Below are 13,294 nucleotides of genomic sequence, written 5' to 3'. Positions count from 1 at the left end.
CCTTGTATTCGTTTATTTTTTACCGTTTGTAAGTTGTTGCGCCGCTAATGCGATAAACATAAAATGCGTAGAGCCGCCTCCCATTACATATTCCACCTGTTGCCACAAATAAGGGAACACTAGCAGTTCCGGGAAGTTGGGACGGATCAGTGCAGTACCCGAAATGACGCCGCCGGGAATATACGACCAGTCGGCTCGATTGAGTCCATACCCTACCGTTGCCGAATTGGCGCCCACTCCCGACGCAAACGACATATTATTGGAACCCGGATGACATCCCAGAACAAAGTTCAATGCATTGAAAATCAATTCGGAATCGAAAATATCGGGATAAGCCCTATGTAGGAAATAGTATTCGTATCCCAGTCTCTGGATGCCCCAACCCGCTCCCCAGATATGCGGGCGATACGGTATCCCGTACGGTGTTTCAGCACTCTGCCGCGCAAACTGTTCTTTCAAAGCCGGCAAAGCATCGCGAATCTTTGTTGTAAAACCGGCGTCATTCATCGCGTTTTCGGCTCGTGCGATAAACCAACCCACCTTGTCAATCGACTCGACGATAAAATCGGCTTCCGACAGTAAAAAGTCTTTATATTCTTGTTCGCCGGTGGTCAGGAATAATTCTGCGGCGGCATGAATTTTTGCCGTTCTAGCAAGGCCGGTCCCATCCGTAACCTTAAAAATCTCACAGGCCGCCTGTAAGGTCTGGTTACTTAATGTAGGGTTGAAATCTTTCAAAGCGCGGGCAGCCGCTGCCAGATGAGCGGCGGTTAGCAATTCGCGCGGCGGATTATCTTCAGTAAACACCCAGCGATCCGGGGCCATGCTCGCGCTGTCGCCAAGGTGTACATATTGCCGAAGGTCGCTTTCAATAATCCCCCGATAAAGCCGTCCTAATGCATTATAGGCACCCACTACGGACAAGACGCCGTGCTCGATCTGCTGCAGGATGTCATTTTTGCCGTCAGGCTGATGGATTTCGACGATTCGTTGGTCTTGGTCAATGGTGGTTGCATCGTAATAGACATCAAAGGCTTCGTACGCCAGAGCCAGGGTATAGAATTCACCGGACTGTGACTCTACGCGAAGGTCAAAATCGCCGGCATCGTGCCAACCGCCAGTATTTAGCCTCGGAACAATATCGCCCGGTTTGTAATTGGTCAATGTGGAAGGCCCTTGTACATATCCGTCAAAGTGATTGAGATTTACCGGAGCCATCCGAGCGTCGTCATGATGACAATGGCCATGCCATACGCGGTATTTTTCACTTACCCGCATATGACACATCTGTACGGGAAGGAAATACTCCAGCACCGGCTGCCAGACGCCTCGGTCGTAAACATCGCTGGCGATGCGGAAAATGGCCGACTCCGACGAACCGTAACGAACTTTGTACAGACCTTCTTCCCTAATGTCCGTAAAATCGAATTTCAAGTAGTGATAGCGGAGGAATTGTCCCCATTCCTGTCCTTCAGTTGAGAGAACCTGTTTTTCGCCTGTCTCTGTTATTTTGAAAAGAACCGGTTTTTCTCGTTTGCTATCACGTTTGTCAAGTTCAATGATTGCCGTTTTTGATTGGCTAGGATGGTATCCTACCTGCGATGTCTGAACAATTGCCGGAGAGATCCAGTGTTCTACGACATTAGGTGTGATGACCCATTGAATCGCATTATGAGTGGCTCCGGCAGGGACTTCGCTGCTGATCACAAACCAACCGTTGTTGTGGTTCATGCGCCCGTCGTATAACTTAAGCTCCGTTCCCTTGCTTTCAATGGTAAAGCGGTTGTAAGGGTCGTCGGGCCGCACTGTAAAACGTCTGCCAACAGCATACGGTTCGGCAATGAGGTCATCGGCAATAATCGGATTGTATCCCTTGTTGTCGCCGGACAGAAGTTTTAGATCAGCGTTCGCATCGGGTTCACTAAAATTCCCGGTATGCGAATAATTGGACGGCAGCGACAAAACAGGGCCGTTGGGCTGTTCAGGAAAGATTCCCGACCTGTTGTCCATTATCCAAGGCTTTCCGAACAACGCGCCGGGGAATAGTTCCAGATTAAAGCATATTTTTCCGACAAATTTGTCCGGTATCGGTCGATCCAAATCAACGGTAACGGTGACCGACGTGCCTTCACCTTTGACGATAACCTTGTAATTGAACTCGAAATCCGGATAGATCATCGGATTAAAGCCTTTCAAGTGCCTCGAGGAGTCCGGAAAACTCAGCGAAGTGGTGATCGTATTCGCCGCTTCATCCAGTTCGCGCTTACCTTGTTGTGGCACTGGCTGCCATTGTCCGGGCGTCTGTTCTAAACGTATATCGCCATTTGTAGCGACTCGATTGCCGTGCATAATGATACTTACACCGGATTGATGCCCCTCCGGATAAATATCGTCGAAGGCCATCACATCCACACCTAGGCTTTGAAAATATCCGGATGCGTGATTTAACTTGAATGCCTGTTTCGCAGAGGGTGTGGAACCGCTTACTTTTTCCATAATGCAGCCTCCTTTTTTTGTGTTCCTGATATTGATCATAGCCGTGGTCTAATGCATAGGTAATTACAGGGAAAACGAAAAGCCAGGTTCTATTGCGCTTCGTGTCGGGGACATAGGGAATGGGATCATTCCTCGCGTTTTCTAGAAATTATGAACGTCCTTTCATAGTCACACTAAAACACATTCTTTTTGCATAAACAAAAACCCTTTTACCAATGGGGCAAAAGGGTTACAAAATACTATATTTTTGGGCAGCCGATCCGCTCGGGCCGGCTGCGATTTTTTAGTTCCATATTAACACATATTTAAACTATCCTGCCCTTGATTACTTATTTCTAAGTCGGTCGAATGTATCTTGAAATTGTTGTCCAAATTTGTTCGGGTTATAAGCATCAGACCAATAAATCATCATTACATTTTTGGCTTCATAGATGAGTGGAACAATCATATCAAATGCTTCTTTTTGTTTATTAAAGTCATCTAATCCTTTTTTACGCTCGTTCTCTGATTCGAAAACATAAATAGAAAATTGGTCTAATTTAGCAGGGTCTGTATTCTCATTAGGTTTGCCTACTCGGAACCTATTCGGTTCTACGTTACTCAATATCCAATCGTTTTTAAGTGTTGCCACTGGTATCAGTTCAAGCCCTTCCGCCTTTATAGCTTCCGTTACGTCTTCCAAAGTTAATGAAATGACTACTTGTTGTGGTACCCGGTTTCTTTCTTCAGACGCTTTATCTGCTCCAAAGCATCCTGTCGTAATAAAGCACATTGCTATTAAAGTTAAGATAATTTTTTTCATAATTATCCCCCTATTCAACAGTTATTGACGTATGGGGTTAGAGGTATGTTGCAAGAGAAATGGAAATTGATATTAAGCTAATCTGCCCTTCGTATTATGAGATCAACCATTTCTTTCTGGTTGATCCTTTTTACATTAGCCTCGAGGTTTAGGGTAGTCGGGTCGAACGTACTTGCCCGTGGGACTTGATCCCGAGCGAGCGCTATAATGTTCACCCCTACTTGTCATGACCATGATTGAGGCTGCTACTGGTCACTCTGAGAAGCGAGTGAGCACATCCATCCCCCTAAGCCCGTCGATCAATATGGTTTAGTCGAAGGAAGTTCTGGAAGCAGCCATTGCATTTAAGGCGTTCTCAAAATAGCTATATACTTCATCTGCAATTCCCAGAAACTCTTCAACAAGTACATTACTATCTAAGTAACAAGCATACAGATAATCAACTAAAGCGGAGTCAATCTCACAATAGTTTAATATGGCATTCTTCATCTCAATAATGTCATCTTGCCATACACCTGTATCTTCTAAAATCAAAGAGTATAATGCCCGAATTAATCTCTTAGAGTATCCTTTAATATATCTAGTTTTCATTGTGTTATCACTAGCATTAGAAAGTAAACTATGTATACGATCTACTTCCTCCTTGGTCTCTGTATTTAAGTCTAAAATGAACGCTGGAGAAATAATAATGGGTGGTACTTTTTCACCAGCGTCATGACCATATACGCAAACACAAATTATTTTAACCCAAAAACCCCACTCATTTGGTTTACTTAATACATCGTCAATCGAGCAAATTATCGTATCAATCTTAGTTAATACTGGATATTCTTCTAAAAGCCTGTCTTTAATATTTGACAATCTTTCGTAATCAATATCTTTGGGATTTACACATACAATGGTAAAATCTGCATCTGACTTAAAAGGTGTAGCAGTTCCTTTTGGAATCGAACCACACATATAAATGCTATGAATCTTGCCTTTAAATTCAGTAAGTATATTATCTATATACTTATCAACAAAATCCTTATATTCACTTTGTATTACAATTCTATTTATAACTTTTTCTAATATCATCTAGACTCCTCCTAAATTAAGAACTTCTTTCGGCTAACGTTCTGGTATTCACGAGACCGATAGGCTTATGTGACCGTAGGGAAAGGGGCGTCAGACTTCAAGAATCATTTTACGCCCTCGCAGAAATTCAATTTTCAAAAGAACTCCCCCATCAATTATTAATTATTTTTGGAAAATTACAAATTTTCACACGAGAAGAAATAAAACAGAAAAAGCCCTAAGCTGACATATTTTCTTGTCAACTTAGGGCGAACTATTATGTCCGTGTTACCACCTAATTTCAGATTTCTCTGCACTCTATCAATACGGGATATCTCCGATATTGTTTCCTGAATAACGGTGGAACTCCGTTGAAGCCTACTAAGATTCCTCTGTTCGGTTCACAGCTCCGAGACTGCTTCAGTATTAGATCAATGAAGATTCGCACCAACCATCTTCTCTCTGTGAGATCCCTAATACCTACTATTTCTCATCATAGCCTTTTCGTTTTAAGTTAAACCAATGCTATCACACTCAACTTTCTACGTCAATTTAATTCCACTATTGTATAAATCTGTTTCTATGATATGACACCTCTTTTGTAATAGTGTGCAAAGTAACCGAGTTATTTGTAGTGTAGAAAGTTGGAATAGTCTTTAACCAATTAAATATGATTGATTGTATGTGCTTCTACAAATTAATTTGTAAAGGAGATTGTTCCAATGCCTATCGTAACTCTGTTAGATAAACTTGAATCGCAGAATTGTTACTTTGATTGCTATGTCAATGGCGTAACGATAAAGAATCAGCAGATAAACTGTTTTACCGTGTCAAAAGACTCGATATGGATACTTACCGAGGATTCTCATGAGATTGATGTTAAAATAAGCGAGTTTAGCCAAATTGATTTCGATGCGATTGTACAACACGCTAGAACGAGCTTAGATATGTTAAACTGCCTTCGCCTGCTGGAGGATGCCAAGAACTACAATGTATATTTAAGGAGGTCAAAGACCTCTGAGGGAATCATTATGGCTTTTTATAGAGTACGTCGTGATGCTGATTCCGATAGTGAGAGTACTGACGAAGTTTGAGCAATACTAATTTCATCAGGAGAAACCGTCCCTATGCATTCGAGGATAAAATAAAAATCCGGCAACCGTCGCTGCCGGTCTATAGTCCATATTGAGGTCTTTATTAGGTCTCTGATGTATCCATTCCGTCCGGACCATCGACTATATCGATTACACCGACAGCAATTATGGATACTGCAGCAGCTTTACCCAGTTTCTTGGCGCCATCTTTAATCAGCTGCTTATCATTTTCCTTAATGCCTGTCACAACATCTTTACCGCTTTCAACGACGTATTCGATTCCTTGGCCAGCACCTCTGACTGTAATCGTGACCGCATCTCCAAGATCATCGAATCCGGACTTAGCCTGCTGCTTATCCGCCGTTATTAAACCGGCGCCAACATCCCATACACCGCTCGCTGCTTGGCCTGCCAGCTCGCCTGTTTTTGCCGTCACTCTTTCCACATCGTTGCCGATCTCTTTAATGTAATCGCTATGAACAAGTTCACCGGCTACACGCACAGTACCTCCAAGCACTCTGCCTGTGAATTCGCCCGCCATCTTTCCCATGCCTTTCAACAAATCCATCAGAACACCTCCGTATCTTACTTTATTCTGTATAACGATTATTGACGCACTTCGTTTCATCCATTTGCATCTGGCACAGAATAAAAATCCCCGATACCGGTAAGGATCGGGGATCTCTACTTCTATGTTGTTTTGCTGTTGACATATACTCGTCGCAGAATCTGCAGTAACCTTGATCAGGAAACTACCCCGATCCCGGTCACATTCGATCCACTCTTTTGGATGGCATAGTTTATGACCTGCCCATCGTAGAATTCGATCGTGATCTTGATGGTTCCATCCAATACGGAATTGTTAAAGAAGTTGTTTTGGATACTGAACGTACCTTCGGAATAGTTGTCATTAAATTCAGAGCCAAACTGCATATACGGGAACCAGGAATTCGGACCGATTCTGTTGCCGGATGCATCATAGGCTGAAGCACGTTTTACCTTGGAACCGTTAAAGGTTGCCGGAATCGTAATTCCGGATGTTGTCGTGCCTGTAGCGGTTTGAAATACCGGCGCTGCATATTTGATTATATATTGATGCCATGCTGCACCTGCAGAGAATTGCAACTCCAAATCCGCAATGAGGCCGTATGAACCCTTTGTGAATTTCTCGTTTACAAATTTTTTTGAAAGCGTAAGGGTTGCGGTTTTGGCATTATAGGAATAATCGCTTTTCTTCAATCCTGCGATGCCTTTAAAGGTATTCCTGTTCAGCGTAAGCGGAATCTGAATATCCCTTGCAGCCTTTTCTTTGATATAGATTTCATTTAACCCTGTCGAATAGGAGGAACGTTGTCCCTGAACGGATGCTTTAATCGTTGACCCGATCAAATAATTCCAGTCATATGGCGCAACCCGATCGAATGCAGGCGGCCAGATCATCGTACTGACTCTGTATTTCGAGGCCATGTAATTCAAATATTCAAGATATTTCAGCTTCTCGCCTGACTGATTGGCTGCAGCGCCTTCATCGGAAGATAACCAGCCATATTCGCCGATGACAACCCCGATGCCTTTTGAAATAAAAGTGTTATTCAAGGTGTTGAAGAACAGATCCGTATTGGATCTCGGCGTTTGAGCGGAGTCTTTGTAAAGCTGTTCGTCAAAACCTGTAATACCCAGGTTGCCGCTATACACCCAGTCGCTGTAATAATGAACGGTGGCAATTATGTTTGGATCATTCAGGCCGGTGATAAAATTGTAGGTTGCAAGAGTTTTATCCTCGGCACTGTTTGTTTCATAAGTCGGAATAATAACCATTCTAGTTGCATTATTGCCACCCGAATGACGAATCACTTGATAGGCAGCCTGGTTAATCCTATTCAATTTATCCTGCTTTGTGACGGTTCCGGTATCGCTTGCGAATTGCGGCTCATTTATGGTCTCGAAGGATACGGTATTGGGTTCGTCCTTGAAATAATCCGCAAGCTGTGTCCACAAATCCACATATCGCTTATATTCCTCGGATGCCGTATTTCCATCCCAGTCTTTAAGCCAGATCCAGGAATCGTGATGCAGGTTGAGCATGACATAAAATCCTGCGGAAACGGCCCAGTCCACTACTTCTTTATATCTGGCTAGCCATGCGGAATCGATGACATAGTGTCCGTCGGCACCCATTGTATATCTGGTATAGGCGGTCATGGGGATGCGAATGCTATTGAAGCCTTTGGCCTTGGCTGCCACAATCAACTCTTGCGTGACCTTCGGCTGCCCCCAGGAAGTCTCATCGGATAACGAGAAGTCGTTTGAGTTGAAGCTATCAAAGGTATTAAATACGTTCAAGCCTTTGCCCATTGCTTCGACATAGGCCTGCGACGGAGATACCGCTGCTGCCGATGCGAGCTTCGAACTGTCAAACCCAAATGCAACCATCAAACATACGATCATCACAAATGCCGTCACTCTTTTCATGAATTTTGTTCTGTGTGATCCTATCATTAGAAATTCCTCCTGTCAGTTTCATATTGTTCTATCTCTCGAATTGCTATGAATCGAGATGAAAGAAAGCGTTTTCGTTAATCGCTTCCATGGATCTCAAGCTACCCTATATCCCTCCCCTAAAACTGAGATGATAACTTGTATCGGACTTCCATTCTGGATTATACAGGAAATAATAAAAGGCATCCTTCATTATCAAGTCAACAGAATAGCACAATAAAGACAACCTACTCTTGGAGGCTGATTATGCCATAGTGATGTTCCGCGACTCTGAAGTCTAGATTCATGTGATCAAACCAATGCAAAAAAAGGCTTCCAGAAGGTTCGGAAACCTGATTTTCAAATGAAAAGTCATCTCATGCCCTTTTTTTTGCTCCAGATCCGAAAAGATAGATAAATCAGAAGCAGAAATGCTGAATAAAGAGCAATGGTAATGATCGCATTTTTTGTATTCGTGAACAATTGTTCGCCGAGTAAAGCGAATGTGATCATTATTGGGAGTTTACCTACTACGGTCGCTAAGAAAAATGTAAAGAATGGGATACGAGTAATCGCTGAATACATATTCACTAACGGAGCAGGAATAATTGGGATGACTCGCGCGAAAAACACAGTCAGAAACGGATTGGTCTCGAACAGTTTCGTAAGATGATCGATACTCTTATATCTCGATATGATACTTCGTACCGAACTGGAGAACGTGTAGCGAACAACAACAAACATAATAAGTGCTGCGCTTGTTGAGGCTACTATATTAATTACTCCACCCACTACGAAGCCTAATTTAGCTCCGATTACCCCAGCGATTAGTCCAAAGGGTGCAATAGGAATCAAAGCTAACAGAATTGCTATGATCTGAATCAAAAAAATATTAGCGGACTCTTTCTGCTGAATCCATTCTAGAAGATGTTCTTTATTCAGAAGTAAAAAAAGAACGGTTAACGTATAACTAATGCTCAGTAACCACTTTTTCACGCATGACTCCTTTGAAACGGTATAAACCGTAGTGTCAAATGCCCCAACGATGGTTGCAGTCATACAATCGCAAACGGGGCTTCTTATGAAAACCATATTGATTGTAGTTGATGAAGAAAAAATTCGAGAGGTCGGTCCCAAGAGCACAACCAGCGTAACCAGAGACTAACATACCCCGCAGAGGTATATCAAGTGGGCAAATGTCTATTTTTAGAAATCCTTCATTTTAAGATGTTCTTCTCTACGACTACTATGTCTGAAGAAGTCTTATTTTTCAACCTAGCTCATTCCTCAATAGTTCTACATATGTACCAGATATGATGGTTCCATCGGATGTATTAACACAGAAAGGAATGAATGGAATGAAGAGTGATTGGAAGTTCAAAAGTATGGTTATAGCCGGGGGGTTATCCTTTATTTTGGCTGGATGTACAGGATCAATGAACGGAATGGATCACTCGAGAATGAATATGGAAGGGATAAAAGACTCTCGGAAGTCGACAGATGCTCAAACGGTAAAGCCTACTGTTCTAACGGGCAGAGAATTTAGTTTGACTGCCAGCAGTAGCAATCAGGAAATTGCTCCAGGCAAAACATTGCCAGTATGGACATTCAACAATTCTGTTCCTGGACCACAAATTCGGGTCAAACAAGGTGAAATGATAAAAGTTAACTTAAAGAATCAGTTGCCCGAGCCAGTTACAATTCATTGGCATGGTGTTCCTGTTCCAAATGAAATGGACGGCATTCCAGGTGTAACGCAAAACGCTGTCCAACCAGGTCAGTCGTTTACGTATGAGTTTAAAGCAGATGTCCCTGGTACCTACTGGTACCACTCACATCAGGATAGCGTAAATCAATTGGATCGAGGATTGTACGGATCCTTTATCGTCGAGCCCAAAGAAGGCACTGGCGTTGACCGTGATTATACGCTTGTCCTCGATGAATGGATGAGCTCCGGGGACATGTCCAGCATGGATATGTCTGGTGATAATATGTCAGGAATGGATCATAGTGCGATGAATACGGGCCATGACATGAGTATGTACGATCTGTATACCATAAATGGGAAATCCGGTTCTTTGGTGGATCAGTTCCCTGTTAAGAAAGGAGATAATGTACGAATTCGACTGATCAATGCGGGCTATTTGAGTCATCAAATTCATTTGCACGGACATGAGTTCAAAGTCACTTCTACCGATGGGCAACCTATAAACAATCCAGGTATCCTTAAAGATAATGTTGTAAGCATTGCTCCAGGTGAGCGTTACGATATTGAGTTTGTTGCTAACAATCCGGGACAATGGTTGATTGAGGATCATGGCAACAATGCTGCTGTAAAAGGCATGAAAGCACTGATCGTTTATGAAGGGGCTCCTTCAGGCTCAGACAAGTCGAATGAAACGGAAAATCTAACAAAAGTCGATATGAGCCGTTATGGCCAAAAAAGTGAATCCAATTTTACTTTAAGTCAGAAGTATACGTTGGAATATACGATGAATTTAAACACCGAAATGAAAAATGGTGAAATGGTCTACACTATAAATGGAAAAACGTTTCCTGAAACAGATCCGATAAACGTAACAAATGGAGATACCATCAAGGTTCACCTCGTTAATAACTCTAAATCCGACGATCATCCGATGCACCTGCACGGTCACTTCTTTCAAGTGCTAAGTAAGAACGGGGAGCCCCTTGAAGGGTCTCCAATCATCAAGGATACGTTGAATTTGAAGCCGGGAGAAGAATACGTTGTCGCCTTCGAAGCAAATAATGAAGGAAACTGGATGTTCCACTGTCATGATCTTCATCATGCCTCTGCTGGTATGGTTACAGAATTATTATATCAAAAATATAAAACTACCTTTGTTGCAGATCCTAACGCAGGCAACATGCCAGAGTAGTTGTTGGCAGTTCAACGAACAATGGTGAAGCAGCTTCGAGAATCGGAGAAGAACTTCGATATCATTGGTTCGAAAAGTTATGGTCGTGCCCCTACCTTCCTGCTTGCGACCGGTCACGATTTTATTAAACTGCCTTTACTCTCAATGAAACAGGGAGCAGCGCCGCGTTGGCCTGCTCCCTGTTCTGATTGAACTATCGTTTCCCGTTCTGGGAGCTCCATTCCTCTGAGGAAATGTTTGGGTCATCATCAAATCTCCATTACTTTTGAGAGAAAGCGCTCATGTCCATATAGGCAATTTCCCACAGATGTCCGTCCAAATCCTCGATGCTTCTCACGTACATAAAGCCATGGTCCGCCGGTTCCTTGGACTGTTTGCCCCCCGCAGCTAGCGCCTTGTCCGCCAGTTCGTCCGCTTGGGCTCTGCTGTTAGCGGAGAGCGCGATAATCCCAGTAGCGGCGCCGACAGCATCAGCTATTGGTTTGTTGACGAATGTCTGGAAGTACGACTCAGTCAGCAGTTGAACACACGTGTTGTCATTGATCACTAGGCATGCCGAATTTTCATCAGAGAACTGGGGGTTGAACTCAAAGCCGATACTGCTGAAAAATTCCTTTGTCCGGTTCAAGTCTTTCACTGGCAGGTTTACGAACGTGTGAGTTGATTTATACGCCATATTGGCCACCTCATCCTATTTTATGTATAATCCGCTTAGAGTTTTTTCCAAGCGCTCAATCCCTATACTAAATTACTTGGAGACCGAACTATTTGCTCCTGCCATTCTACGAATACCCTTGAGCGCATCACGCTTCAGGAATAAGAGGAAGAGCACTACGATCAAGATCGCGAATGGGACCATGGCATCTGCCACAAGGCCTGCGGCGAGGTTCGTCACGGTCGCACCGATCAAGATGGCGATCATGACAATGATCGATGCTACTGCTGCCTTACGGCTTCGATAGCCAGCGATAAGAGCCAGCCCTGCCAGCGCTTCGAGAACGCCGACGATGTAGATCAACGCGGCTGGCGTACCCAGTTTGTCGGTGAATAACTCCCTAATTTGGTCGCTGCTCGCGAATATCTTCGATGCTCCTGCAAACAGAAAGTCTAACGCAACTAAACCCTGCAAAATGCGTACTATCCATTTCATTAGTCAAACACTCCTTTCATTACCATTGAACTCCCCAAAGATGACAAGGTTCTCCTTTTCTAACGATCACAATTAGCACGTTCTTATTCAGTTTGCCGTTTAATTTCGTGAACGTCATTAGTATCGTTCATAAATTCGATATGGAAAAACCCCCAACCGCACATGTCGGTCAAAATAGAACTTAGTGTTCTTCCATGATCGGACAATGAATATTCGACTTTTAGAGGGACCGTCTGGAACACTTGCCGAACGATGAGCTCGTCTTTCTCCATTTCACGGAGCTGATTGGTAAGCATGCCTTGTGTAATCTCAGGAAGCTTGCGTCTCAATTCACCGAAACGTTTGGTTCCCTCCTTCATCAAAATAAATAGTATCAACGGCTTCCATTTTCCACCTATAACTTGCAATGTGGTCACTATTCCCTGTGTCCGATACGATTGATTTCTATCCGAATCCAAGAGTTCAACTCCTTATTACGCAAATTACGAATCTCGTACCCCTACTTTACCAAATTATACCGCATCTCATAAGTGCTATTTTTTTACGTACTTAGTATGGTTTAACGTACTATTCCATAATGAACACATAACCGTACGTTCTTCCTAACTTAGTATGAAAAATGAGCGTACTTTTCAAAAGATTCGTTCGACTCAATAATTGGGATTGTAGTCATACTTACTTGTAAAATCCAGGAGGTTTTGAAATGAACATTATGGTAATCATTGCCCATCCTAATTTAGAGACATCCCGTGCAAATCGAGCATTCAAGCTTGAACTCAGCAGACACGCAAAATTCGATGTTCGAAACCTTTATCAGGAGTATCCGAATTGGAAGATTGATGTGGAAAAGGAACAGCAGTTACTCTTATCTCATGATCGGATTGTTTTACAATTTCCGTTTTACTGGTACGGCTGTCCGCCCCTATTAAAAAAATGGTTCGAAGATGTATTTACGTATGGTTGGGCTTATGGACCGGGAGGTGATTATTTAAAGGATAAAGAATTTATTGTTGCAACAACAACAGGAGGTACAAAAAATTGCTATCGGGCAGGCGGAGACAATTGGTTCACGATCAGTGAATTTTTAAAACCTATTCAAAGAACGATTACCAAATGTAATGGAACTTATCTTCCTGCTTTTGTAACCTACGGTGCTACTTCTCAAGATAACGATGTCTATCTCTCTCAAGAAGCTAAAAGATATATTGAATATATCCAAACTTATTCAAGCTTGCTCATCCATTAATCTATGTCTTCTTGGACAAGAACTTATATCATTCAAACAAAAAAAGCCGCAACTACGCGACTTAATTTAGAT

12 protein-coding genes and 1 other annotated feature are annotated in these 13,294 nt (G+C 42.9%); of the genes, 3 read left to right on the top strand and 9 right to left on the bottom strand.

Going from position 1 to position 13,294, the window contains the following annotated elements; genetic code table 11:
• Window positions 1-12 precede the first annotated feature (12 nt).
• The 3 genes from H8B09_RS10165 to H8B09_RS10155 all read right to left on the bottom strand — a co-directional run bounded on the left by H8B09_RS10165 (window position 13) and on the right by H8B09_RS10155 (window position 4,375).
• Complete coding sequence (locus H8B09_RS10165) at window positions 13-2,496, bottom strand: glycoside hydrolase family 9 protein (protein ID WP_191203382.1); 2,484 nt, start codon at window positions 2,494-2,496, stop codon at window positions 13-15.
• Window positions 2,497-2,821: 325 nt separating this feature from the next.
• On the bottom strand, window positions 2,822-3,298 hold the full coding sequence (locus H8B09_RS10160; protein ID WP_191203381.1) for a hypothetical protein: 477 nt from the start codon (window positions 3,296-3,298) through the stop codon (window positions 2,822-2,824).
• A 309-nt stretch (window positions 3,299-3,607) separates the two neighbouring features.
• Window positions 3,608-4,375, bottom strand: a complete 768-nt coding sequence (locus tag H8B09_RS10155) for a nucleotidyltransferase domain-containing protein (protein ID WP_191203380.1) — start codon at window positions 4,373-4,375, stop codon at window positions 3,608-3,610.
• 241 nt (window positions 4,376-4,616) lie between these two features.
• Window positions 4,617-4,860: a binding site (T-box leader), on the bottom strand.
• Between the two features lie 216 nt (window positions 4,861-5,076).
• On the opposite strand from H8B09_RS10155, the gene H8B09_RS10150 reads away from it, so the two are divergent.
• A complete protein-coding gene (locus H8B09_RS10150) occupies window positions 5,077-5,448 on the top strand; it encodes a hypothetical protein (protein ID WP_191203379.1) in 372 nt (123 codons plus the stop codon).
• Window positions 5,449-5,551: 103 nt separating this feature from the next.
• Here the strand turns inward: H8B09_RS10150 and H8B09_RS10145 are convergent, their stop codons facing one another.
• From H8B09_RS10145 to H8B09_RS10135, 3 genes are all read right to left on the bottom strand, one after another.
• Window positions 5,552-6,016 carry a hypothetical protein gene (locus H8B09_RS10145; protein ID WP_191203378.1) on the bottom strand — a complete coding sequence of 155 codons (465 nt, stop codon included), beginning with the start codon at window positions 6,014-6,016 and terminating at the stop codon, window positions 5,552-5,554.
• Window positions 6,017-6,192: 176 nt separating this feature from the next.
• Window positions 6,193-7,791: a cellulase family glycosylhydrolase gene (locus tag H8B09_RS10140; protein ID WP_224753441.1), complete on the bottom strand. Its 1,599-nt coding sequence runs from the start codon at window positions 7,789-7,791 to the stop codon at window positions 6,193-6,195.
• A gap of 507 nt (window positions 7,792-8,298) precedes the next feature.
• Complete coding sequence (locus tag H8B09_RS10135) at window positions 8,299-8,922, bottom strand: TVP38/TMEM64 family protein (RefSeq protein WP_318152572.1); 624 nt, start codon at window positions 8,920-8,922, stop codon at window positions 8,299-8,301.
• Between the two features lie 362 nt (window positions 8,923-9,284).
• On the opposite strand from H8B09_RS10135, the gene H8B09_RS10130 reads away from it, so the two are divergent.
• A complete protein-coding gene (locus H8B09_RS10130) occupies window positions 9,285-10,826 on the top strand; it encodes a multicopper oxidase family protein (RefSeq protein ID WP_191203375.1) in 1,542 nt (513 codons plus the stop codon).
• A 259-nt stretch (window positions 10,827-11,085) separates the two neighbouring features.
• Here H8B09_RS10130 and H8B09_RS10125 read toward each other — a convergent pair whose 3' ends face one another.
• The 3 genes from H8B09_RS10125 to H8B09_RS10115 form a co-directional block, all read right to left on the bottom strand.
• Entirely contained in the window at window positions 11,086-11,502 is a 417-nt protein-coding gene (locus tag H8B09_RS10125) for a VOC family protein (protein WP_191203374.1), read from the bottom strand.
• 72 nt (window positions 11,503-11,574) lie between these two features.
• Window positions 11,575-11,976, bottom strand: a complete 402-nt coding sequence (locus H8B09_RS10120) for a DoxX family protein (protein ID WP_191203373.1) — start codon at window positions 11,974-11,976, stop codon at window positions 11,575-11,577.
• Between the two features lie 83 nt (window positions 11,977-12,059).
• A complete protein-coding gene (locus H8B09_RS10115; RefSeq protein ID WP_191203372.1) occupies window positions 12,060-12,434 on the bottom strand; it encodes a winged helix-turn-helix transcriptional regulator in 375 nt (124 codons plus the stop codon).
• A 245-nt stretch (window positions 12,435-12,679) separates the two neighbouring features.
• Here H8B09_RS10115 and H8B09_RS10110 point away from each other — a divergent pair, with 245 nt between their 5' ends.
• On the top strand, window positions 12,680-13,222 hold the full coding sequence (locus H8B09_RS10110) for an NAD(P)H-dependent oxidoreductase (RefSeq protein WP_191203371.1): 543 nt from the start codon (window positions 12,680-12,682) through the stop codon (window positions 13,220-13,222).
• Window positions 13,223-13,294: the final 72 nt, after the last annotated feature.

This window comes from Paenibacillus terricola (assembly GCF_014779765.1).
GTDB classification, from domain to species: domain Bacteria; phylum Bacillota; class Bacilli; order Paenibacillales; family Paenibacillaceae; genus Paenibacillus_T; species Paenibacillus_T terricola.
Note: the sequence above shows the minus strand (reverse complement) of the source record. Positions and strands in the feature narration are given on the sequence as shown.

What these genes read in the sequence shown, in the direction of transcription:
- H8B09_RS10165 (WP_191203382.1), bottom strand. Translation starts at nt 2,496, where the DNA reads ATGGAAAAAGTAAGCGGTTCCACACCCTCTGCGAAACAGGCATTCAAG.
- H8B09_RS10160 (WP_191203381.1), bottom strand. Translation starts at nt 3,298, where the DNA reads ATGAAAAAAATTATCTTAACTTTAATAGCAATGTGCTTTATTACGACA.
- H8B09_RS10155 (WP_191203380.1), bottom strand. Translation starts at nt 4,375, where the DNA reads ATGATATTAGAAAAAGTTATAAATAGAATTGTAATACAAAGTGAATAT.
- H8B09_RS10150 (WP_191203379.1), top strand. Translation starts at nt 5,077, where the DNA reads ATGCCTATCGTAACTCTGTTAGATAAACTTGAATCGCAGAATTGTTAC.
- H8B09_RS10145 (WP_191203378.1), bottom strand. Translation starts at nt 6,016, where the DNA reads ATGGATTTGTTGAAAGGCATGGGAAAGATGGCGGGCGAATTCACAGGC.
- H8B09_RS10130 (WP_191203375.1), top strand. Translation starts at nt 9,285, where the DNA reads ATGAAGAGTGATTGGAAGTTCAAAAGTATGGTTATAGCCGGGGGGTTA.
- H8B09_RS10125 (WP_191203374.1), bottom strand. Translation starts at nt 11,502, where the DNA reads ATGGCGTATAAATCAACTCACACGTTCGTAAACCTGCCAGTGAAAGAC.
- H8B09_RS10120 (WP_191203373.1), bottom strand. Translation starts at nt 11,976, where the DNA reads ATGAAATGGATAGTACGCATTTTGCAGGGTTTAGTTGCGTTAGACTTT.
- H8B09_RS10110 (WP_191203371.1), top strand. Translation starts at nt 12,680, where the DNA reads ATGAACATTATGGTAATCATTGCCCATCCTAATTTAGAGACATCCCGT.